Below are 23,587 nucleotides of genomic sequence, written 5' to 3'. Positions count from 1 at the left end.
CATCTCTTTCAAGGAATTACCCATGAGCCCGGTTGAGCTGATGAGTCAGTGGTCGTTTGGCGGTACAGATTGGCTGGTGATCGGCCTGGGCGTTGCCGTGGCCTATATCGTGTTTGGCATCGCCGGGTTCGGTACGGCGCTGGTGGCGGGGCCGATCCTGCTTATGTTCATGCCGCTGTCGAAGATCATCCCGCTGCTGGTGTTGCTGGATTTCATCGCGGCCTTCGGCAATCTGCTGCAATCGCGACGGGATGTGAACAAGCCGGAGCTGTTGCGACTGCTGCCGTGCATGGCGATAGGTTGCACCCTGGGCGTGGTGTTTTTGCTCAACCTGCATTCGGATCTGTTGCTGTTGTTGATGGGGCTGTTTATCAGCGCCTACGCGATTTACACCTTGGCGGTGAAGGCCCGGCCGGCGCAACTGGCGGCGGGCTGGGCGATTCCCATGGGCACCGTCGGCGGCTTGTTTGGTGCGTTGTTCGGCAGTGGCGGCTTTTTATATGCGATCTACCTGAGCAGTCGTTTGCCCAAGGACGCGGCGCGCGCCACGCAAAGTGCGTTGATCAGTTGCAGCACCGTGGTGCGCCTGAGCCTGTTCCTGATCGCCGGGGTGTATGCCGACATGCCGCTGTTGCTGCTGGCGGTTTGCCTGTTGCCGGCGATGGCCCTGGGGTTGTGGTGTGGGCGGCGGCTGACGTTGCGCATGTCCCGTGAGGCGTTTGTGCGATTGGTCACGTGGCTGGTGCTGGCCAGCGGCATTGCCTTGATTGGGCGGTACCTGAGTACTTGACCTGTGTCGGGCAGGGATTAAGCTGCCTGCCTTCAGGGCTTCTTCGCGAGCAAGCCCGCTCCCACAGTCGATCGCATTGCAAGGTGGGAGCCGGGCTTGCCCGCGACGGCGCCAGACGTCATACCGCAGGGCTCCCATGAACTCCCAAAGCATCCTTGTCCCGAAAATCTCCACCTTGCCCGTCCACGAACCCCGCGCCCGGGCGGTCGTGCGTTGGCTGGTGCGCAAGAACATCATCAAGGAAGAGCTGACCACGTGCGGGCGCACCGGCAACCGCATGGCCTACGCCCTGGCCGACGGCGCCCGCGCCGTGGTACTGCATCCGGAGGCGCTGCCGTTCAACGAACCGGTCAATGGCCTGGAAATCATCTACAAGCGTTGCATCTATACGCCGGCCAAGGGCTTTCTCGAAGAAGCCGGCTGCCCGGAATGCCTCAAGGAAATCGGCGAGGCGCTGTTCGACAGCCTGGAAGAGTGGATGCCCGGCCACACCGACAACTTCACCTGCCCGCTGTGTGGGCATGAGGATGACATCAACGGTTTTCTGTTCCTGCAGGAATGTGGGTTTTCCAACCTCGGATTCATCTTCAACAACTGGGCGGAGGCGGGTTTCAAGCAGAGCTTTATCGACGAATTTGCCGATTGGTTGGACCAGAAGATCAGTTGGGTCAAAGTCGAGTTGTAGGCTGCAAGCTCAACCCTCTGTAGGAGAGAGCTTGCTCGCGAAAGTCGTCAACGCTAATCGGGGTAGTCTGGTTAAACGCGGTGTCTTGGTGTTCTTCGCGAGCAAGCTCGCTCCTACAGAAAAGCAGCATCTTTTCTCCATCTATCAGTATTACCAAGTTTGTCAGAGTTTTACGTTGAGACCTGAGGGGTGTCTGAGTATAATGGCGCGCTTCCATTTTCCCGCTCGGGAGCCCCCGCGATGCTGCGTATCAGCCAAGAAGCTCTGACATTCGACGACATTCTCCTAGTGCCCGGTTATTCCGAGGTGCTTCCTAACGAAGTCAGTCTCAAGACCCGCCTAACCCGTGGCATCGAGCTGAATATTCCCCTGGTTTCCGCTGCCATGGATACCGTCACTGAAGCCCGTCTGGCTATCGCCATGGCTCAGGAAGGCGGCATTGGCATCATCCACAAGAACATGACCATCGAGCAGCAAGCTGCCGAAGTGCGCAAGGTCAAGCGTTACGAAGCCGGTGTGGTCAAGGACCCGATCACCATCGAAGCTGACGCCACCGTGCGTGAACTGTTCGAACTGACCCGCCTGCACAATATCTCCGGCGTTCCGGTGCTGCACAATGGCGACCTGGTCGGCATCGTCACCTCCCGTGACGTGCGTTTCGAGAACCGTCTTGAAGTCACCGTCCGCGAAGTGATGACGCCTAAAGAGCGTCTGGTCACGGTCAAGGAAGGCGCGGACAAGAACGACGTGCGCGAACTGTTGCACAAGCACCGCATCGAGCGCGTGCTGATCGTCGACGACAAATTTGCCCTCAAGGGCATGATGACCGTCAACGATATCGAAAAAGCCAAGGCTTACCCGCTGGCCAGCAAGGATGACCAAGGTCGTCTGCGCGTCGGCGCGGCAGTCGGTACCGGTAAAGACACCGGTGATCGCGTGGCGGCCCTGGTCGCTGCCGGCGTGGACGTGGTGGTGGTCGACACCGCTCACGGTCACTCCAAGGGCGTGATCGACCGCGTTCGTTGGGTCAAACAGAATTTCCCTGAAGTCCAGGTGATCGGCGGCAACATCGCTACCGGCGCTGCCGCCAAGGCCCTGGCCGACGCGGGCGCGGATGCGGTCAAGGTCGGTATCGGCCCTGGCTCGATCTGCACCACGCGTATCGTCGCGGGTGTGGGCGTGCCACAAATCAGCGCCATCGCCAACGTCGCCGAGGCCCTCGAAGGCACGGGCGTTCCGTTGATTGCCGACGGCGGTATCCGTTTCTCCGGTGACCTGTCCAAAGCCATCGTCGCCGGTGCTTCCTGCGTGATGATGGGCTCGATGTTCGCCGGTACTGAAGAAGCCCCGGGCGAGATCGAACTGTTCCAGGGCCGTTCGTACAAGGCTTACCGCGGCATGGGTTCGCTGGGCGCCATGTCCCAGGCGCAAGGCTCTTCCGACCGTTACTTCCAGGACTCCTCGGCAGGCGCCGAGAAACTCGTTCCAGAAGGCATCGAAGGCCGTGTGCCGTACAAAGGCACCCTGAGCGCGATCATCCATCAACTGATGGGCGGCCTGCGTTCCTCGATGGGCTACACCGGTAGCGCCGACATCGAAGAAATGCGCACCAAGCCAGAGTTCGTGCGGATCACCGGCGCCGGTATGGCCGAATCCCACGTCCATGACGTGCAGATCACCAAGGAAGCGCCAAACTACCGCGTAGGTTGAGGCTTCCAGCATAAAGTTAAGTAACCGGGGCTGTCTTATTCAGCCCCGAGTTGTTTCTGATTCATTAGACGAGACTGATCTCATGGCCCTCGACATTCACGCCCACCGTATCCTGATCCTCGATTTCGGTTCCCAGTACACCCAACTGATCGCCCGTCGCGTGCGTGAAATCGGCGTGTACTGCGAACTGCATCCGTTCGACATGGACGACGCAGCGATCCGCGAATTCGCACCGAAAGGCGTCATCCTTGCCGGCGGCCCCGAGTCTGTACACGAAGCCAACAGCCCGCGCTGCCCGCAAGCCGTATTCGACCTGGGCGTGCCCGTGTTCGGTATCTGCTATGGCATGCAGACCATGGCCGAGCAGTTGGGCGGCAAGGTTGAAGGTTCCGAGCTGCGTGAATTCGGTTATGCGCGTGTCGACGTGGTCGGCAAGAGCCGCCTGTTGGACGGCATCGAAGACCACATCGACGCCGACGGCCTGTTCGGCCTCGATGTGTGGATGAGCCACGGTGACAAAGTCACCAAGATGCCGCAAGACTTCCACATCCTGGCCAGCACCCCGAGCTGCCCGATCGCCGGTATGTTCAACGACGAGCGTGGTTACTACGGCGTGCAGTTCCACCCGGAAGTGACTCACACCAAGCAAGGCGGGCGCATCCTGTCGCGCTTCATCCTCGATATCTGCGAGTGTGAAGCCCTGTGGACCCCGTCGAAAATCGCTGAAGACGCCATCGCCAACGTGCGTGCCCAGGTTGGCACCGACAACGTCCTGCTCGGCCTGTCCGGCGGCGTTGATTCCTCCGTGGTTGCCGCGCTGCTGCACAAGGCGATCGGTGATCAGCTGACCTGCGTATTCGTCGACAACGGCTTGCTGCGCCTGCACGAAGGCGAGCAAGTGATGGCCATGTTCGCCGAGAACATGGGCGTCAAGGTGATCCGCGCCAACGCTGAAGATCAGTTCCTCAACAACCTGGCCGGCGAGTCCGACCCGGAGAAGAAGCGCAAGATCATCGGCCGCACTTTCATCGACGTATTCGATGCCCAGTCCAACAAACTGGACAACATCAAGTACCTCGCCCAGGGCACCATCTACCCCGACGTGATCGAGTCGGCCGGCGCCAAGAGCGGCAAGGCCCATGTGATCAAGTCCCACCACAACGTAGGTGGCCTGCCCGAGGAAATGAACCTCAAGCTGGTCGAACCACTGCGCGAACTGTTCAAGGACGAAGTCCGCCGTCTGGGCCTGGAACTGGGCCTGCCCTACGACATGGTCTACCGCCACCCATTCCCAGGCCCGGGCCTGGGCGTGCGGATCCTCGGTGAAGTGAAGAAGGAATACGCCGACCTGCTGCGTCGCGCCGACCACATCTTCATCGAAGAACTGCGCAAGGCCGACTGGTATCACAAAGTCAGCCAGGCGTTCGTGGTGTTCCAGCCGGTGAAATCGGTAGGCGTGGTCGGCGACGGTCGTCGTTACGCGTGGGTCGTGGCCCTGCGTGCGGTGGAAACCATCGACTTCATGACCGCCCGTTGGGCACACCTGCCCTACGAACTGCTGGAAACTGTCAGCGGCCGTATCATCAATGAAATCGAAGGTATTTCGCGCGTGACGTATGACGTGTCGAGCAAGCCGCCGGCGACGATTGAGTGGGAATGATCCCGCGTCCGGCATTGCCGGGCACGATCTAGCAAAAAATGCCCTGGAGCCCGCTTAATTGCGGGCTTTTGGCTTTTTGGGTGTGGCAAATTCTGGCAGCTTTGTGCATCCCGCTAGCAAGCGGAACCGGTGGTTTTCAGAGTGTGTTCCTATTGGATTGGCTGTTGTAAGCCGAAACTCAATGTCAGGCGCTCGATATAGTCCCCCAGGGTCCCTTTCAATCCGATGGCCTTGAGATCGATCTTTTCCAATGCCAAGAGCTCCAGAAACGCTCTCATGTCGGTCTGAATGCTTTCTGGTAGCGCGATGGGGTCATCGGTCAATTGGCCGCTCAGATTCAGTACGTCGTTTCGATGTTTTTTGATGTTCTTGCTGTCGACCTGCTCGCCTGCCTCCTTTCGTGCTGACAAATCGAGCCATGCATGCGCCTTGAGTGGGATCAGCCGGTCGGCGCCGATGAAGGTCAGTACCTCATTGCTCTGCCGACCCTCAAGGAGGAAGTGGTAGTAGGGGGCATTGAGCAAGATTGCGGACAGGCTTGATACCGATTCGTCTGTGGGAATAGGGGTCAGCGTCGCGTCCGCCGGGAGCTCGATACCCTCGGGTGCGCGCGAGAACAATTCGATCTGGACGGGGAAGGCCTCATCCTCAGGGTTCTGGAACCGGTAGAAAACAGGCCGCTGACCGTCAATCCCACCAACCTGCCGGATGGCGTAACGTCCGGCACGTATAAAGGCCCAGAACGCCCCAGCAAAATCGGCGTTGAGCGCTTCAATAACCAGCACGATGTCAAGATCTTTGGTTGCGCGGAACGATTGGCCTGCTTCATCCATCGTGAGCCAGGAGGCAACACCGCCAATCAGCACATACTGATCACGAAAATCGCTGAAGTGTTGCCCGAATACGTCTAGTCCTCTGATTTTAGCCAAGCCACTGCCTCCTTAAGTTCGTCTAAAGCCAGCTGGACACGTTCGTCCGGGATGTTTTCCAAGCTCAGAAGCAATGACGCTTCGTCGGCGATGTTTTTTCCTTCCTTTAGGCTTCGATAAGCCCATATTTCCACCCATGCCCGAATCTCATCAACCGAGTCGGTGACCTTGAATGCCTGCTCCTCGACCAGGGTGTCGAACTGCTTTTTGGTCATGCCAAAAATCGGTTGGACGGGGCCAGCCAGCATCGTGCATTTGGCCAGAGCGGTCTCGCCGGCAAGAAATACGCCGTTGCCTGTATGAAGCACTCGGTCGATCGCAACCTTCCGTTTAACGGGAGAGCGCATAAAACGACGAACATTTTTGAAGACCTCGGCCGGAGGTGCCCCGAACGAATAGCAATTTTTGAATCCCTGACTTTGTGCAGGATGGACGATGCCAAGTTTCAGCATCTGATCGATCACTTTGGCAAGTGTGACGCGGCTGTATTTGAAACCGTTCATGATGCCGTTGGAGTTGAAGATCGTGTCGCTGTCCCATCCCTCATACAGGCGAGCCAAGACCATCGCTTGTGCTGCGGGAAGAAGGGTGGACACGTCTTCCTCGTTTCGGCGTGTCCGAACGCTCTCGCGCAGGTCCATCGCCAACTCTGGGATGAACATCTGATAGCCGGGCTGGATGAAGTTGATGTTGTTGGCGATCAGGCTACGCCGCTCCGGTACCGACAGTGACTGGCATACGTACACAACCACCTTGTCCGTGGCTTTTTGTACCTGGGCGATGTGCTTCCCTAGCGTTACGGCGCCCGGGTACTTATTTTCCACTGGAAGCAGTAGGAGCATCGCTAGTTTCTGTTTCGCCTTCGGCCCTACCATAAGGGCCAGATAGACGAGCTTGTAGGCATCCTTGATGTGAAAGGGAACTTTCAGGCCTGAGGCTGCTTGAAGGTGCGCCTCCAAGCCGACTGTGGATTCGAGATAATCTTTAATGTCATCCAGCAAAACCGGCATTTCGCGGCGCCTTGTTAATCACTTTTTTTCACTGTAAACCACGGGGGTTAACAAGTCAAAAAAGTGGTTAACGTTGTGGGCGAGTTACCGGCCCAGACCCACACCTGCCGGTTTTTTCGTTCTGGACCCGCGTCTGATAGAGGGTTTGCGTTACCGCCATGGAGCGTTTTTCACCGGCCGTCAGGCGCAAGTGTCAAGCGGTCGATCGTTCAGCTCATGTACTAACTGAACCACCGCCATCGCAAGTTCAAGCCCGCTGCCACATTTGATCTTCGCTCGCCCTCACCGCCGCGCGATATCCGAAAAGTAAAACTTATCCAACGTATGCCGCGACTCGGTGTACTCGAACTGCCGCCCGTCCTGCAAAAACGTCTGGTTGCTCACCACGATCACATGGCTTTGACCTTCGAGGTCGAGGTGCGTCTGGTCGTCTTTGCCGCGGGGCAGGGCTTCGATGGTGCGTTGGGCGTAGCTGATGTGCAGCTGCAACGTCTGCTCGATGAAGGCGTAGATCGATTGCTCGGCGATGTCGCGGTCCAGGCCGGGGATCAGGTCGGCGACGAAGTGGTTGATGTCGAGGATCACCCGTTTGCCGCCGATGCGCCGCACCCGTTTGATGCGGGTGATCAGGCTGCCGGGTTCGGCCTCGATGTGCAGCAGCAGCGAACCTTCCAGCGGGAACTGGGTGAATTCGACGACGTCGGTGCGTACGTCATCGCCCAGGTCGGCGTGGGTTTCGTGGAAGCTGACGATGCCGCCCAGTTGGAACTCGATGGGGTTGGGCGACAACACAAACGTGCCCTTGCCGTGGATTTTTTGCGCAAACCCACGTTCCTGCAACTGCTCGATGGCCCGTCGCACGGTGCCACGACTGGCCTGGTAGGCATCCATCAGTTCGGTTTCAGAGGGAAGACGGGTGCCGCGTTGCAGGCGTTCAGTGGTGATGTTGGCAAGCAGATCGGTATAGATCTGGTTGTATTTGCTCATGGGGATGGCTCTGTGCCGCGTTTGCGTTCAAGGCAGGAACCTTAGTGGCACGGCTGGGGTTTGTCCATTGGGCCCGTGGATATCTGTGGCCTGCGGGGCGGTCAGGCCTACAAAAAATAAACAACATGTAACTCGTACAGACGAGTTGTTGCTTTAACTCGTCTGTACGAGTACTTTTGCCTTCGGCGTGCTGCCAATGACTGCCCCCCAAATAAAAAAATCAAAGTGGAAACCAAGCATGAGCCACGACTATTCAAACATCGCCCGCGAGATTCTCGAGAACCTCGGGGGCCGCGACAACCTTGAGCAAGCTGCCCATTGCGTGACCCGCCTACGCCTGGCGCTCAAGGACCCGAGCCTGGTCAATGGCAGCGCGTTGAACCAGGTCGACCTGGTCAAGGGTTCGTTCTTTACCGGCGGTCTGTTCCAAGTGGTGATCGGCCCCGGCGAAGTGGAAAAGGTCTACGCCGCCCTGCGCGAGCAAACCGGCCTCGCCGCCGCCACCATCGCCGACGTCAAGAAGAAGGGCGCCGACAAGACCAACGCCATGCAGCGCCTGGTGCGGGTGTTCTCCGATGTGTTCATGCCGATCCTGCCCGCGCTGATCATCGCCGGCCTGTTGATGGGCGTGAACAACCTGATGGGCGCCAAGGGCATGTTCATCGAAGGCAAGACGCTGCTGGAGGCCTACCCGAACCTGGATGGCCTGTGGAGCCTGATCAACCTGATGGCGAACACCTCGTTCGTGTTCCTGCCAGCGCTGGTGGGCTGGTCGGCAGCCAAGCGTTTTGGCGGCAGTGAAATCCTCGGCATCGTGCTCGGCCTGATGCTGGTCCATCCAGACCTGCTCAACGCCTGGAACTACGGCAAGGCGGTGGCCGGTCTCGATGGCCAGAGCCTGCCGTACTTCGACATTTTCGGCTGGTTCAAGATCGAGAAAGTCGGCTACCAGGGGCAGATCCTGCCGATCCTGATGGCGGCGTATGTGATGAGCGTCATCGAGAAATGGCTGCGTGCGCGGGTACCGAATGCCATCCAACTGCTGGTCGTGCCGATCACCACCATCGTCGTCACCGGCGTGCTCGCGCTGGCGATCATCGGCCCGGTGACCCGTCACCTCGGCATCCTGATCACCGAAGGCGTGGTCACCCTGTTTGACCTGGCGCCGATGCTCGGTGGGGCGATTTTCGGCCTGCTGTATGCGCCGCTGGTGATCACCGGCATGCACCACATGTTCCTGGCGGTGGACCTGCAACTGATCTCCACCCAGGGCGGCACGTTTATCTGGCCGATGATCGTCATGTCCAACCTGGCCCAGGGCAGCGCCGCGCTGGCGGTGTTCTACATGGCCCGCAATGCGCGGGACAAAAGCATGGCCTCGACTTCCGCCGTCTCCGCGTATTTCGGCATCACTGAACCGGCGATGTTCGGCGTGAACCTGCGCTTCAAGTTTCCGTTTTATGCCGCGTTGCTGGGCTCGGCACTGGGCAGCATTTTCCTCTCGCTGAACAAGGTGCAGGCCTCGGCCATCGGGGTCGGTGGCTTGCCTGGGTTTATCTCGATCGTGCCGCATGCGATCCCGATGTTTGTGATCGGGATGGTCATCGCGATGGTCGTGCCGTTTGTTTTGACCTGTGCGTTGAGCATGAAGATCGTCCGGCCTGGGTATCGCGTTGCCTGAATTACCGCCTTCGCGAGCAAGCCCGCTCCCACAGTTGAAATGCGTTCCCCCTGTGGGAGGGGGCTTGCTCCCGATGAGGCCCGAGCGGCTGGTACAAAATTTTACTGAAGGGACCCCCATGCAAAATTGGCAACACTCGGTGATCTACCAGATCTACCCCAAAAGCTTTTACAGCCACGCGGGTAACGCCACCGGTGACCTGCTGGGTATCGTGGACAAACTCGACTACCTGCAATGGCTGGGCGTCGACTGCCTATGGATCACCCCGTTCCTGCGCTCGCCGCAGCGCGACAATGGCTACGACATCAGCGACTACTACGCCATCGACCCGAGCTACGGGACCATGGCCGATTGCGACCTGCTGATCAGCGAAGCGGCCAAGCGTGGCATCAAGCTGATGCTCGACATCGTAGTCAACCACACCTCCATCGAGCACGAGTGGTTCCAGCAGGCGCGCAGCAGCCTCGACAACCCGTACCGCGACTTCTATATCTGGCGCGACCAGCCGAACAACTGGGAGTCCAAGTTCGGCGGCTCGGCCTGGGAATACGAAGCGCAAACCGGGCAGTACTTTCTGCACCTGTTCGACCACACCCAGGCCGACCTGAATTGGGACAACCCCAAGGTGCGCGCCGAGGTGTTCAAGCTGATGCGCTTCTGGCGTGACAAAGGCGTGGGCGGTTTCCGCCTGGACGTGATCAACCTGATCTCCAAGCCCGCCGACTTCCCCGAAGACGCCAGCGACGGCCGCCGCTTCTACACCGACGGTCCGAACGTGCACGAATACCTGCAGGAAATGCACCGCGAAGTCTTCGCAGGCCATGCCCTGATCAACGTCGGCGAGATGTCGTCCACCAGCCTGGAGCACTGCATCCGCTACTCGCGGCCGGAGTCGAAAGAGCTGTCGATGACCTTCAACTTCCACCACCTGAAAGTCGACTACCCGAACCTGCAGAAGTGGGTGAAGGCCGACTTCGATTTCCTGCAGCTCAAGCAGATCTTTTCCGACTGGCAACTGGGCATGCAGGCCGGCGGCGGTTGGAATGCGCTGTTCTGGTGTAACCACGACCAGCCACGGGTGGTCTCGCGCTTTGGGGATGACGGTGAGCATCGTGTGGTCTCGGCCAAGATGCTCGCCACGGCGCTGCACTTCCTGCAGGGCACGCCGTATGTGTATCAGGGCGAAGAGTTGGGTATGACCAATCCGGGCTTCGACAAGATCGAACAGTACCGCGATGTCGAAACCCTCAACATTTACCGCCTCAAGCGCGATGCCGGTGAGTCCGAGGCGTCGAGCATGGCGGCGATCATGCAGAAGTCGCGGGACAACGGGCGCACGCCAATGCAGTGGAATGCCTGCAAGCATGCCGGTTTCAGTAGCGCTGAACCGTGGATTGGGATCCCGGCCAATGCGGCGCAGATCAACGTCGACAGCCAACGGGATGACCCGGATTCGGTGCTGCATCACTACCGCAGCCTGATCGCCTTGCGTCGCCAGGAGCCGCTGATTCAAGACGGCGTTTATCGCGAATTGTTGCAGGACCATCTCCAGGTCTGGGCCTACCTGCGCGAAGGCCATGGCGAGCGCCTGCTGGTGCTGAACAACTTCTACGGCAACCCCTGCGAAATCCAGCTGCCCGACAACGTCCTCAACGCAACGACGCGGCAGCGCCTGCTGATCAGCAATTACCCCGATTGCCAGGCAAGCACGGGCACGCTGGTGTTACGGCCTTACGAATCCTTTGTGCTGCATCTCAAGGACTGACGCCTGAAGCGTTGTAGCAACGGCCGAGCGCGACGCGAAGCAGGAGATTAATTCCCCGTGTGGGAGCACTGGGCGCTTCAAAAAACATAATAAAAATATCGGAGTACTGCATGAAAAAAACAATAAAGCTGGGCCTCGTGGCGTCGTGTCTGAGCTTGCCGTTCGGCGCTCAGGCCCTGGAGTTTTCCGGTTACTTGCGCAGCGGCGCGGGGACTTCAACCGGCAGTGGCAAGCAGCAGTGTTTCCAACTGCCGGGCGCGCAAACCAAATACCGTTTGGGCAACGAATGCGAACAGTACGGCGAACTGGAGCTGCGCCAGGACCTGCTGACCCTCGACGACGGCTCCGTGCTCAGCGTCGACGCCATGGCCTCCCTCTACAACAAATACGACCGCGCCCTTAAATTCCAGGGCGAAGACAACGGCTCGGCGCGCATGCCGCAGATGTATGCACAGTGGTCCAACCTGCCCAGCCTCAACGGCGGCTCGCTGTGGGCGGGGCGGCGTTACTACAAGCGTAACGACATCCATATCTCCGACTTCTACTACTGGAACCAGAGCGCCACCGGCGGTGGCATCGAGGACGTGCTGATTGGCGACCTGAAATACAGCTACGCGCTTTCGCGCAAGGACAACCTGTACCAGAAGGAATACGCGACCCGTCACGACTTCAACGTGGCCGGCTTCAAGACCAACCCCGGCGGCGAGCTGGAACTGGGCTTGAGCTACATCGAAAAAGCCGGAGGGCGTGACGCCAACAGCGGTTGGGCGCTGACCGCGCAACATGTGCAAACACCGTTCCTCGGCGGCAAGAACAAGTTCGCTCTGCAGTACGGTGAAGGTCCCGGCACCGGCCTCGGCTACACCGGCAATACCGCCCTGGATAGCAGCAGCAAAAGCTACCGCGCCGTGGAGTTCTTCGACTGGCAGCTCACCCCGCGTTTCGGTGGGCAGATCGAGGCGGTGTACCAGAAGGATATTCGCCCCGGCCGCCAGGACCAGACCTGGATGTCCATCGGTGTGCGCCCGGCATATGCGATCAGTGAACAGTTCAAATTGGTCACCGAGCTTGGCCATGATCAGGTCGATGCTACCGGCGGTACACGCAAACTGAGCAAATTCACCTTCGCCCCGACCTGGTCGCCCAAGGGCCCGGAGTTCTGGGCGCGCCCGGAAGTGCGTCTGTACTACACCTATGCGACCTGGAACGAAGCGGCCAAGCGTGCGGCGAATGAGCTGGCGGCGGGATCGGCGTTGTCCGACACCGGCGCCTACGGCACTGCGCGGCATGGCTCGAACGTCGGTGTGCAAGTCGAGTACTGGTGGAAGTGAATCTTCGGATGTAGACAGGCTTAAATGTGGGAGGGGGCAAGCCCCTCCCACATTTGATCTTTGTCACCTCGGGATTTGTATCCACCCAATGATTTTTACAGAACAAAACAGCAGGTGACGTCATGACCGCAACTCAACCCCTGGAATTGCTTGCGCCCTTGTCGGGTGTGCTGCTGGCACTGGACAAGGTCCCCGACCCGGTGTTCTCCAGCCGCCTGATCGGCGATGGCCTGTGCATCGATCCCACCTCGCCGACCCTCTGCGCGCCATTGACCGGGGTGATCAGCAATATCCAGGAGAGTGGCCATGCGGTGAGCATTACCGACGACAACGGCGTCCAGGTGCTGCTGCATATCGGCCTGGACACCGTGAACCTGGCGGGCAAGGGCTTCAGCCGATTGGTCGAGGAAGGCCAGCGGGTGGTGGCCGGGCAGCCGCTGATCGAGTTCGATGCCGACTACGTAGCGCTCAACGCTCGCAGCCTGCTGACCTTGATGCTGGTGGTCAGCGGCGAGCCGTTTGCGCTACTGGCGCCGGCCAGCGGCCTGGTCGCGGTGGGCCAGCCGCTGTTGCGCCTGTCTCCAGGTGAGGCGGCAGAAACAGTGGACGAGGAGGAGGGCGATGCACTGTTCTCCAAGCCGCTGACGTTGCCCAATACCAACGGTTTGCACGCGCGCCCGGCGGCGGTGTTTGCCCAGGCGGCGAAGGGGTTCAACGCCAGCATCTACTTGCACAAGCAAACCCAGAGCGCCAACGCCAAGTCGCTGGTGGCGATCATGGCGCTGCAAACCGTGCAGGGCGACACCTTGCAGGTGAGCGCGGCGGGAGAGGATGCCGCCGCGGCGATCAAGGCGTTGGTGGCGCTGTTGGCCGAGGGTTGCGGCGAGACCGTCGCGGCTCCGGTCGAGGACGTCGAGCCGCGTGTGCCGCTGTCGTCCGCGAGCGTGCTGCGGGGCGTGTGTGCGTCGCCGGGCTCGGCGTTTGGTCAGGTGGTCCAGGTGGCGGAGCCGACGCTGAGCATTCCCGAAACGGGGGGCGGCGCAGCACTCGAACGCGCGGCGTTGGAGCGTGGCCTGCTGGCTGCAACCGAGGCCTTGCAAGCGCTGCAAGCCAAGGCGGTCGGCAGTGCCCAGGCGCAGATCTTCCGCGCCCATCAGGAACTGCTCGAAGACCCGACCCTGCTGGAACATGCGCACGGCCTGCTGGCCGACGGCAAAAGCGCCGCCTTTGCCTGGAACAACGCCACGCTCGCCACCGCCAAACTGTTCCAGGGCCTGGGCAATGCCCTGCTCGCCGAGCGCGCGGCGGACTTGGCCGACGTCGGCCAGCGCGTGCTGAAACTGCTCCTCGGCATTCAGGATTGCGCCAGGGAACTGCCTGAGCGCGCGATCCTGATCGCGGAGCAACTGACGCCGTCGCAAACCGCCAGCCTCGATACGCACAAGGTGCTCGGGTTTGTCACCGTCGGCGGCGGTGCGACCAGCCACGTCGCGATCCTTGCCCGGGCGCTGGGGCTGCCGGCGATTTGCGGGGTGCCGCCGCAGGTGTTGGCGCTGGCCAACGGTCAACAGGTGCTGCTGGATGCCGACAAGGGCGAACTGCACCTGAACCCGGATCTGGCCGAGATCGAGCAATTGCAGGCCGCTCGCCGGGAGCAAGTGCTGCGGCGCCAACGCGACGTCGCGCAGGCGTGCCTGGCGGCCATCACTCGCGATGGTCATCACGTCGAAGTCACGGCCAACGTCGCGTCGCTTCAGGAGGTCGAGCAATCCCTGAGCCTGGGCGGCGAAGGCGTGGGCCTGCTGCGTTCGGAGTTCCTCTACCTGGACCGCCATCGCGCGCCGAGCCCAGAGGAGCAGGCCGGCACCTACAGCGCCATCGCCCGCGCGCTGGGCCCGGAGCGCAACCTGGTGGTGCGCACGTTGGACGTCGGCGGTGACAAGCCGTTGGCTTATGTGCCGATGGACGCCGAGATCAACCCGTTCCTGGGCCTGCGCGGTATTCGCCTGTGCCTGGAGCGCCCCGAATTGCTGCGCGAACAGTTCCGCGCAATCCTCGCCAGTGCCGGACTGACGCGGCTGCATATCATGCTGCCGATGATCAGCCTGCTCTCGGAGCTGCACCTGGCGCGCAAGATTCTTGAAGAGGAAGCATCGGCCCTTGGGCTTACGGCGCTACCGAAGTTGGGCATCATGATCGAGGTGCCGTCTGCGGCGTTGATGGCGGATGTATTCGCGCCCCATGTGGACTTCTTCTCCATCGGCACCAACGACCTGACCCAATACACCCTGGCGATGGACCGCGACCACCCACGCCTGGCCAGCCAGGCCGACAGCTTTCACCCGGCGGTGCTGCGCCTGATCGCTACCACCGTCAAGGCCGCCCATGCCCACGGCAAGTGGGTCGGCGTGTGTGGGGCGCTGGCGTCTGAAACGTTGGCGGTGCCGGTGTTGATCGGGCTGGGGGTGGACGAACTGTCGGTCAGCGTGCCGCTGATCCCGTCCATCAAGGCCACCGTGCGCGAGCTGGACCTGGCGGACTGCCAGATCATCGCCCGTCAGGTGCTGGGCCTGGAAGAAGCCGCGCAAGTACGCGAGGCCTTGCGCCTGTACCACGCGGCCACCGTTGAAACCTCACCTGTCGTGGAGCACTGAGCATGTTCGAGAAATTGCAGCGGGCGTTCTGGAAAGCCCTGACCCCGGATTTGATCGCCGAGACCGTCGCGGCGCCTGTGCCAGCGGGGGAGAACCTGTTGTCCGCCGATGTGCTGAATGCCCTCGGTGGCGCCGATAACCTCAAGTCGCAACAACGCGTGGCGCTGACGCGAGTGCGCGTGCAACTGCTGGATGCGGCGCGGGTGGATGCGGCGGCGTTAAAAGCGGCGGGAGTGTCGGGAGTGATGGTGTTGGCGGGTGGGATCGTGCATCTGATCAGCGGCCTCCAAGGCCAGTAGCGATTCAAATGTGGGAGGGGTGTCTGGATGATCGGGTCTACAGCTGCGGTACCGGGGGTGATGGTGTTGGCGGGTGGGATCGTGCATCTGATCAGCGGCCTCCAAGGCCAGTAGCGATTCAAATGTGGGAGGGGGCTTGCTCCCGATGGCGGTGGGTCAGTTATAGACAAGCTGACTGACACACTGCTATCGGGGGCAAGCACCCTCCCACATTGGGCGGTGGTGTTACAGCTGCGGGTTCTCTTCCGGCGGCTTGGTCTTGTTCACCCCAGGCACATGCAGGTTGCCTTCGACCACTTGGTTGCCTTCCAGCTGTGGCTGGGTCACCCAGGTCAGGATGTCGTAGTAGCGCCGGATGTTCGCCACAAAATGCACCGGCTCGCCGCCCCGGGCATAGCCGTAGCGGGTCTTGCTGTACCACTGCTTCTGCGACAGGCGTGGCAGCATCTTTTTCACGTCCAGCCACTTGTTCGGGTTCAGGCCGTCCTTCTGCGCCAGCTTGCGTGCGTCGTCCAGATGCCCGGTGCCCACGTTATAAGCCGCCAGGGCAAACCAGGTGCGGTCCGGCTCGGCGATATCGTCGTCCAACTCATCCTTGATCTTGGCCAGGTACTTGGCGCCGCCCATGATGCTTTGCTTGGCGTCCAGACGGTTGGATACGCCCATCGCCTGGGCGGTGTTCTGGGTCAGCATCATCAGGCCGCGCACGCCGGTCTTGGAGGTGACCGTGGGTTGCCAGAGTGATTCCTGATAGCCAATGGCGGCCAACAGGCGCCAGTCGACCTTTTCTTCCTTGGCATAGGCCTTGAAGTGTCTCTCGTACTTGGGCAGGCGTTGCTGCAAGTGCTGGGCGAAGGTGTAGGCGCCCATGTAGCCGAGCACGTCGACGTGCCCGTAGTAGCGATCTTTCAGGCGCTGCAAGGTGCCGTTCTTGCCGACCTTGTCCAGGTAGCTGTTGACCTCGTTGAGCAGGCTGTTGTCTTCACCGGCGGCCACGGCCCAACTCTGGTTGCTGGCATTGCCGAGGTCGAACGCCACGCGCACGTTGGGGAAGTACACCTGGTTCATTGCCACTTCGTTGGAGTCCACCAGGGTCAGGTCGATCTGGCCCTCGTCGACCATGCGCAGCAGGTCGACCACCTCAACGGCGTCGGATTCTTCGTATTCGATCGCAGGATTCTGCTTTTTAAGCTCCGCCAGTTGTTCGGCGTGGGTGCTGCCCTTGAGCACCATGATCTTCTTGCCCGCCAGGTCCGCCGCGTTGGTGGGGCGCGACTGGCCGTTGCGGTAGATGATCTGCGGGGTGACTTCCAGGTACGAGTGGGAGAAGCGTACCTGCTGCTTGCGTCGCTCGCTGCTGACCAAACCGGCGGCGGCGAGCACCGGGCCGTTGGGTTTGCCGAGCTGGCCGAACAGGTCGTCGAGGTTGTCGGCGGTCTCGATTTCCAGTTTCACCCCCAGGTCGTCGGCAAAGCGCTTGACCAGTTCGTATTCGAAACCGGTTTCACCGTTGCGGTCCTGGAAATACGTGGCCGGGCTGTTCCGGGTAATCACCCGCAATACGCCATCCTCCTTGATTCGCTCGAGCGTGCTGGGTTTATCAACACAGGCGCTGAGCATCAGGAAGAGTCCGGTGGCGATGAGCCATTTGGCGCATCGCGGGCGTAAAGCAGTTGGGGAGAACATCTGCGCAGTATACGCAAACGGCCCACGGCGCCATATCTCGACAGCAGGGGACTTGTCTGCTAGCCGCCCTGAAACTGTGCTGCAGCCCGCAGAAACGTGGCCTGGCGAGCGATTATGACGGTTAAAATAACTGCGCCCAATGCCGTGGATAACGCCCCGATACCGTGCAAACCCTGCCAACTGACGTTCGGCAGCGGCCAGCGGTAGCGTTTCGGGTGCCGTTGACGACGGTTTACGCTAGAATGCACGGCCTCAAAGCACACCCCTTCCCGAGGCTGTCCCGAAGATGTTGATCCTGCGCGGCGCTCCTGCCCTTTCTGCCTTTCGCCACAGCAAACTCCTTGAGCAACTGAGCCAGAAGGTTCCAGCTGTTACAGGCCTGTATGCTGAATTTGCTCACTTCGCCGACGTGACCGGCGTCTTGACCGCCGACGAACAGCAAGTGCTGGCACGCCTTCTGAAGTACGGCCCAAGCGTTCCCGTTCAAGAGCCGACCGGCCGCTTGTTCCTGGTTCTGCCGCGGTTCGGCACCATCTCGCCCTGGTCGAGCAAGGCCAGCGATATCGCCCGCAACTGCGGCCTGGAAAAAATCCAGCGCCTGGAACGCGGTATTGCCTTCTATGTCGCGGGCCAGTTCAGCGATGCCGAGGCCGAGCTGATCGCCAGCAGCCTGCACGACCGCATGACCCAGATCATCGTCAGCCAGTTGGAACAGGCCGGCGCTCTGTTCAGTCACGCCGAGGCCAAGCCGCTGACCGCGGTTGACGTGCTCGGCGGTGGCCGCGCCGCCCTCGCGAAGGCCAACACCGAACTGGGCCTGGCCCTGGCCGAAGACGAGATCGATTATCTGGTCAACGCCTTCAACGGCTTGAAGCGCAATCCGCACGACATCGAACTGATGATGTTCGCCCAGGCCAACTCCGAGCACTGCCGTCACAAGATCTTCAACGCCAGTTGGGACATCGACGGCGAAAGCCAGGAAAAAAGCCTGTTCGGCATGATCAAGAACACCTACGTGATGCACAGCGAAGGCGTTCTGTCGGCTTATAAGGACAACGCCTCGGTCATCGTCGGCAGCGTCGCCGGTCGTTTCTTCCCGGACCCTGAAACCCGCCAGTACGGCGCGGTGCAGGAACCGGTACACATCCTGATGAAAGTCGAGACCCACAACCACCCGACCGCGATTGCCCCGTTCCCGGGCGCAGCCACCGGTTCCGGCGGTGAGATTCGCGACGAAGGTGCTACCGGCCGTGGCGCCAAGCCCAAGGCCGGGTTGACCGGTTTCACCGTGTCCAACCTGCAGATCCCGGGCTTCGTACAGCCGTGGGAAGTGCCATACGGCAAGCCGGAGCGCATCGTCACCGCGCTGGACATCATGATCGAAGGCCCGCTGGGCGGCGCCGCGTTCAACAACGAATTCGGCCGTCCGGCGCTGACCGGCTATTTCCGTACCTTCGAGCAGTCGATCACCACCCCGCATGGCGACGAAGTGCGCGGTTACCACAAGCCGATCATGTTGGCCGGCGGCATGGGCAACATCCGTGAAGAACACGTCAAGAAAGGCGAGATCCTGGTCGGCTCCAAGCTGATCGTGCTCGGCGGCCCGGCGATGTTGATCGGCCTGGGCGGCGGCGCGGCTTCCTCCATGGCCACCGGCACCAGTTCGGCAGACCTGGACTTCGCTTCCGTACAGCGCGAAAACCCAGAAATGGAGCGCCGCTGCCAGGAAGTCATCGACCGTTGCTGGCAGTTGGGTGACAAGAACCCGATCAGCTTCATCCACGACGTCGGCGCCGGCGGTTTGTCCAACGCCTTCCCGGAACTGGTCAACGATGGCGAGCGTGGCGGCCGTTTCGAGTTGCGCAACATTCCAAACGACGAGCCGGGCATGGCCCCGCACGAAATCTGGAGCAACGAATCCCAGGAGCGCTACGTCCTGGCCGTCGGCCCTGCAGACTTCGCGCGCTTCCAGGCCATCTGCGAACGTGAGCGTTGCCCGTTTGCCGTGGTCGGCGAAGCCACAGCCGAGCCGCATCTGACCGTCACCGACAGCCACTTCGGCAACAGCCCGGTGGACATGCCGCTCGAAGTGCTGCTGGGCAAGGCCCCGCGCATGCACCGTTCGGCGGTACGTGAAGCGGAGCTGGGCGATGACTTCGACCCAAGCACACTGGAATTGGCCGACAGCATCGAACGCGTGCTGCACCACCCGGCGGTCGCGAGCAAAAGTTTCCTGATCACCATCGGCGACCGCACCATCACCGGCCTGGTTGCCCGTGACCAAATGGTCGGCCCGTGGCAAGTGCCGGTGGCCGACGTTGCCGTCACCGCCACCAGCTTCGACGTCTACACCGGTGAAGCCATGGCCATGGGCGAGCGCACGCCGCTGGCCCTGCTGGACGCTCCGGCGTCGGGCCGCATGGCCATTGGTGAAACCCTCACCAACATCGCCGCGTCCCGTATCGGCAAGCTGTCCGACATCAAGTTGTCGGCCAACTGGATGTCCGCTGCCGGTCACCCCGGCGAAGACGCGCGCTTGTACGACACCGTCAAGGCTGTCGGCATGGAGCTGTGCCCGGAACTGGGGATCACCATTCCGGTGGGCAAGGACTCCATGTCCATGGCCACCCGTTGGAACGATGACGGCGTGGACAAGAGTGTCACCTCGCCGCTGTCGTTGATCGTCACCGGTTTCGCGCCGGTCACCGACATCCGCCAGACCCTGACCCCGCAACTGCGCATGGACAAGGGCACCACCGATCTGATCCTGATCGACCTGGGCCGTGGCCAGAACCGCATGGGCGCCTCGATCCTCGCGCAAACCCATGGCAAGCTCGGCAAACACGCGCCGGACGTCGACGACGCCGAAGACCTGAAAGCCTTCTTCGCGGTGATCCAGGGCCTCAACGCCGACGGCCACCTGCTGGCTTACCACGACCGTTCCGACGGTGGTCTGTTGACCAGCGTGGTCGAGATGGCCTTCGCCGGTCACTGCGGCTTGAACCTGGTGCTCGACAGCGTTGCCGAGGACGCCTCTGAACTCAACGGCATCCTGTTCAACGAAGAACTGGGTGCGGTGATCCAGGTGCGCCAGGACGCGACGCCAAACGTATTGGCACAGTTCAGCGCCGCCGGCCTGGGCGATTGCGTGGCGGTGATCGGCCAGCCGATCAACAACGGTCAGATCGACATCGTCTTCAACGGCGACACCGTGTTCGAAGGCCAGCGCCGTCTGCTGCAACGCCAGTGGGCCGAGACCAGCTACCAGATCCAGCGCCTGCGTGATAACGCCGACTGCGCCGAGCAGGAATTCGACGTGATCCTGGAAGAAGACAACCCGGGTCTGAGCACCAAGCTCAGCTTCGACGTCAACCAGGACATCGCCGCGCCGTACATCAAGAAAGGCATTCGTCCACAGGTTGCCGTACTGCGTGAGCAGGGCGTCAACGGCCAGGTGGAAATGGCGGCCGCATTCGACCGTGCCGGCTTCAATGCGATCGACGTGCACATGAGCGATATCCTCGCCGGTCGCGTCGACCTCAACGAGTTCAAAGGTCTGGTGGCCTGCGGCGGTTTCTCCTACGGCGACGTGCTGGGTGCCGGTGAAGGCTGGGCCAAGTCGGCCCTGTTCAACAGCCGTGCCCGCGACGCGTTCCAGGGCTTCTTCGAGCGCAACGACAGCTTCACCCTGGGTGTGTGCAACGGTTGCCAGATGATGTCCAACCTCCACGAACTGATCCCGGGCAGCGAGTTCTGGCCGCACTTCGTGCGTAACCGTTCCGAGCAGTTCGAAGCCCGTGTCGCCATGGTGCAGGTGCAGGAGTCCAACTCGATCTTCCTGCACGGCATGGCCGGTTCGCGTATGCCAATCGCTATCGCCCACGGTGAGGGCCATGCCGAGTTCGCCAGCGAAGAAGCCTTGCTCGAAGCCGACGTGTCCGGCTGCGTGGCCATGCGTTTCGTCGACAACCACGGCAAGGTCACCGAAAGCTACCCGGCCAACCCGAACGGCTCGCCGCGCGGGATCACCGGCCTCACTAGCCGCGACGGTCGCGTGACTATCATGATGCCGCACCCGGAGCGTGTATTCCGTGCCGTGCAGAACTCGTGGCGCCCGGAAGAGTGGAACGAAGACGGCGCGTGGATGCGCATGTTCCGCAACGCTCGCGTGTGGGTGAACTAAGGCGGTGTACAAGCTCGCTTTCTTTGTGCCCGCGAGCCACGTGGAGACGGTGAAAGCCGCCGTCTTCGCAGCCGGCGGCGGGCGCATCGGCGACTACGACAGCTGCGCCTGGCAGGTGCTGGGCCAGGGCCAATTCCGCGCGTTGGACGGCAGCCAGCCGTTTCTCGGGCAAGTCGGCCAGGTTGAAGTGGTTGAAGAGTGGAAGGTGGAGCTGGTGGTGGCGGATGCGTTGATTGTGGCTGTTGTGGCTGCGTTGAAGCTGAGCCATCCCTATGAGACACCGGCGTATGAGGTATGGCAGTTGGCGGATTTTTGATTCGTTGATTGCATGAGCAAGAAACCCGCTGGGCCTGTTGGGTCAGTGGGTTTTTTGTTGTCTGGGAGGCCGCAATCGCGGGCAAGCCCCCTCCCACATTTACCCGCATTCCAGCGTTGGAACTCGGTCAAATGTGGGAGGGGGCTTGCCCGCGATTGCGGCCAGAACAGCCACTACATCTCTTAAACCTTGACGCCGATCTCATGGCCGCTGACCAGGCGCTCCAACGCTTCACTCAAGCCCGAGGCCTTGTCACCAATCAGCAAATGCCAAACACCGCTATCGAGCTGGCTTACACCCTGGCAACCGAGTGCAGTGAGCTGGTCTTCGGAGACCACCGAGTTATCCCCCAATTCCACCCGCAACCGGGTCATCGCCACCGCTTCCAACTGGCGCACATTTTCCCGGCCACCCAATGCATTCAGCCATTTCTCGGCTTCCCGCACATTCACCGCAACCAACTTATCCACAGGCGCAACCGTCACGGGCGCATTGGCTACAAACGACGGCATCGCCAACCGGATCTCATCGGCAATGCTGTCCGCCATCGGCCCGACCACTACCTGCAAGCTCCCACCGTTACCCGGCCGAACCACGGCCATCGCGCCGAGGGCTCTCAACTGTGCATCCACTGCTTTGTTGCGGTCGACCATGTCCAGCCGCAACCGCGTGGTGCAGGCCCCCACGCTGAGCAGGTTGTCTGCACCCCCCAACGCCTGGATGTAAGCCGTGGCGCGCTGGTTATCGCTCATCACTTCGGCCTGCGCCACCGGGATATCTTCGCGGCCCGGTGTCTTCAGTTGGAAGCGGCGGATGCAGTAGTTGAACACGCTGTAGTAGATCACTGCGTAAGCCAAGCCGACCGGGAGGACCAGCCAGCCATTGGTGGACTTGCCCCAGCCCAGCACCATGTCGATAAACCCACCGGAGAAGGTAAAGCCCAGGTGGATATCCAGCAGGTTAGTGACCGCCATCGACAGCCCGGTCAGCAACGCATGCAGCAGGTACAGGAACGGCGCGAGGAACATGAAGGCGAATTCGATCGGCTCGGTCACGCCGGTCAGAAATGAGGTCAGCGCCATCGACAGGAAAATCCCGCCCATCACTTTGCGTCGTTCCGGCAGGGCGTTGCGGTACATCGCCAGGCACGCGGCGGGCAGGCCGAACAGCATCACCGGGAACATGCCGGTCATGAACTGGCCGCCTTTCGGGTCGCCGGCGAAGTAGCGGGTCAGGTCGCCGGTCACCACCGCGCCGGTCAGCGGGTCGGTAAAGCTGCCGAACACGAACCACGCCATGTTGTTGAGGATATGGTGCAGGCCGGTGACGATCAGCAGGCGGTTGAACACGCCAAACACGAAGGCACCCAGGCTGCCGCTTTCCATCAGCAATACGCCGAAGCTGTTGATGCCGTGCTGGATCGGCGGCCAGATCAGGCCAAAGATCACGCCCAGGCCAACCGCGCTGAAGCCGGTGACAATCGGCACGAATCGCCGCCCGCCAAAGAACGCCAGGTACTCCGGCAGCTTGATGTCCTTGAAGCGGTTGTACAGCCCGCCCGCCATCAAACCGCTGGCGATCCCGGCGAGCATGCCCATGTTGATGGTCGAGTCCATCACCTTGAGCGTCGAGATCATCACCAGATAACCGATGGCCCCGGCCAAACCGGCCGTGCCGTTATTGTCGCGGGCAAAGCCCACGGCGATGCCGATGGCGAAGATCAGCGCGAGGTTGGCGAAGATCGCCTGCCCGGCGTCGTGCATCACCGCGATGTTGAGCAGGTCGGTGTCGCCCAGGCGCAGCAGGAGGCCGGCGATCGGCAGGATCGCGATCGGCAGCATCAGCGCACGGCCCAGGCGTTGCAGGCCTTCGATAAAGTGTTGATACATGGCGTGTCTCCC

At 61.2% G+C, this 23,587-nt stretch carries 16 protein-coding genes; 11 read left to right on the top strand and 5 right to left on the bottom strand.

Annotated features, from left to right (window positions below; genetic code table 11):
• Positions 1–22: 22 nt before the first annotated feature.
• From J2Y83_RS23350 to guaA, 4 genes are all read left to right on the top strand, one after another.
• Positions 23–790 (top strand): sulfite exporter TauE/SafE family protein, encoded by a 768-nt coding sequence (locus tag J2Y83_RS23350; protein ID WP_253398699.1) that lies wholly within the window; start codon positions 23–25, stop codon positions 788–790.
• A 136-nt stretch (positions 791–926) separates the two neighbouring features.
• Positions 927–1,475, top strand: a complete 549-nt coding sequence (locus tag J2Y83_RS23345) for a sugar ABC transporter ATPase (RefSeq protein WP_253398697.1) — start codon at positions 927–929, stop codon at positions 1,473–1,475.
• A gap of 240 nt (positions 1,476–1,715) precedes the next feature.
• Positions 1,716–3,185, top strand: a complete 1,470-nt coding sequence (guaB, locus tag J2Y83_RS23340; protein ID WP_247402674.1) for an IMP dehydrogenase — start codon at positions 1,716–1,718, stop codon at positions 3,183–3,185.
• An 82-nt stretch (positions 3,186–3,267) separates the two neighbouring features.
• Complete coding sequence (gene guaA / locus J2Y83_RS23335; protein ID WP_253398695.1) at positions 3,268–4,845, top strand: glutamine-hydrolyzing GMP synthase; 1,578 nt, start codon at positions 3,268–3,270, stop codon at positions 4,843–4,845.
• Between the two features lie 149 nt (positions 4,846–4,994).
• Here guaA and J2Y83_RS23330 read toward each other — a convergent pair whose 3' ends face one another.
• From J2Y83_RS23330 to treR, 3 genes are all read right to left on the bottom strand, one after another.
• Positions 4,995–5,774 carry a hypothetical protein gene (locus tag J2Y83_RS23330; RefSeq protein WP_253398693.1) on the bottom strand — a complete coding sequence of 260 codons (780 nt, stop codon included), beginning with the start codon at positions 5,772–5,774 and terminating at the stop codon, positions 4,995–4,997.
• Positions 5,753–6,784: a hypothetical protein gene (locus tag J2Y83_RS23325; RefSeq protein WP_253398691.1), complete on the bottom strand. Its 1,032-nt coding sequence runs from the start codon at positions 6,782–6,784 to the stop codon at positions 5,753–5,755. The genes J2Y83_RS23330 and J2Y83_RS23325 overlap by 22 nt, the downstream gene beginning before the upstream one ends.
• 282 nt (positions 6,785–7,066) lie before the next feature.
• Positions 7,067–7,771, bottom strand: a complete 705-nt coding sequence (treR, locus tag J2Y83_RS23320; protein ID WP_253398689.1) for a trehalose operon repressor — start codon at positions 7,769–7,771, stop codon at positions 7,067–7,069.
• A gap of 238 nt (positions 7,772–8,009) precedes the next feature.
• On the opposite strand from treR, the gene treP reads away from it, so the two are divergent.
• The 5 genes from treP to J2Y83_RS23295 all read left to right on the top strand — a co-directional run bounded on the left by treP (position 8,010) and on the right by J2Y83_RS23295 (position 15,501).
• Positions 8,010–9,452, top strand: coding sequence for a PTS system trehalose-specific EIIBC component (gene treP / locus J2Y83_RS23315; RefSeq protein WP_253398687.1), 1,443 nt, complete (start codon positions 8,010–8,012; stop codon positions 9,450–9,452).
• A gap of 118 nt (positions 9,453–9,570) precedes the next feature.
• Complete coding sequence (treC, locus tag J2Y83_RS23310; RefSeq protein WP_253398679.1) at positions 9,571–11,217, top strand: alpha,alpha-phosphotrehalase; 1,647 nt, start codon at positions 9,571–9,573, stop codon at positions 11,215–11,217.
• 110 nt (positions 11,218–11,327) lie between these two features.
• Complete coding sequence (locus J2Y83_RS23305; RefSeq protein WP_253398677.1) at positions 11,328–12,548, top strand: maltoporin; 1,221 nt, start codon at positions 11,328–11,330, stop codon at positions 12,546–12,548.
• 122 nt (positions 12,549–12,670) lie between these two features.
• Positions 12,671–15,202 (top strand): phosphoenolpyruvate--protein phosphotransferase, encoded by a 2,532-nt coding sequence (gene ptsP, locus J2Y83_RS23300; RefSeq protein WP_253398675.1) that lies wholly within the window; start codon positions 12,671–12,673, stop codon positions 15,200–15,202.
• Positions 15,203–15,204: 2 nt separating this feature from the next.
• On the top strand, positions 15,205–15,501 hold the full coding sequence (locus tag J2Y83_RS23295) for a PTS transporter subunit EIIB (protein ID WP_253398673.1): 297 nt from the start codon (positions 15,205–15,207) through the stop codon (positions 15,499–15,501).
• Positions 15,502–15,726: 225 nt separating this feature from the next.
• Here J2Y83_RS23295 and mltF read toward each other — a convergent pair whose 3' ends face one another.
• On the bottom strand, positions 15,727–17,187 hold the full coding sequence (mltF, locus tag J2Y83_RS23290) for a membrane-bound lytic murein transglycosylase MltF (RefSeq protein WP_253398671.1): 1,461 nt from the start codon (positions 17,185–17,187) through the stop codon (positions 15,727–15,729).
• Between the two features lie 286 nt (positions 17,188–17,473).
• Between mltF and purL the strand changes: the two genes are divergently transcribed.
• Both purL and J2Y83_RS23280 read left to right on the top strand, forming a co-directional pair.
• Positions 17,474–21,370 carry a phosphoribosylformylglycinamidine synthase gene (gene purL, locus J2Y83_RS23285; protein WP_253398664.1) on the top strand — a complete coding sequence of 1,299 codons (3,897 nt, stop codon included), beginning with the start codon at positions 17,474–17,476 and terminating at the stop codon, positions 21,368–21,370.
• Between the two features lie 4 nt (positions 21,371–21,374).
• Entirely contained in the window at positions 21,375–21,686 is a 312-nt protein-coding gene (locus J2Y83_RS23280) for an NGG1p interacting factor NIF3 (RefSeq protein WP_253398662.1), read from the top strand.
• Between the two features lie 182 nt (positions 21,687–21,868).
• On the opposite strand, the gene nagE is transcribed toward J2Y83_RS23280, so the two are convergent.
• Entirely contained in the window at positions 21,869–23,575 is a 1,707-nt protein-coding gene (gene nagE, locus J2Y83_RS23275) for an N-acetylglucosamine-specific PTS transporter subunit IIBC (RefSeq protein WP_253398660.1), read from the bottom strand.
• Between the last annotated feature and the right edge of the window lie 12 nt (positions 23,576–23,587).

The organism is Pseudomonas marginalis, assembly GCF_024169655.1.
Classification (GTDB): domain Bacteria; phylum Pseudomonadota; class Gammaproteobacteria; order Pseudomonadales; family Pseudomonadaceae; genus Aquipseudomonas; species Aquipseudomonas paraveronii.
This window is presented reverse-complemented; position numbering and strand designations above follow the sequence as displayed.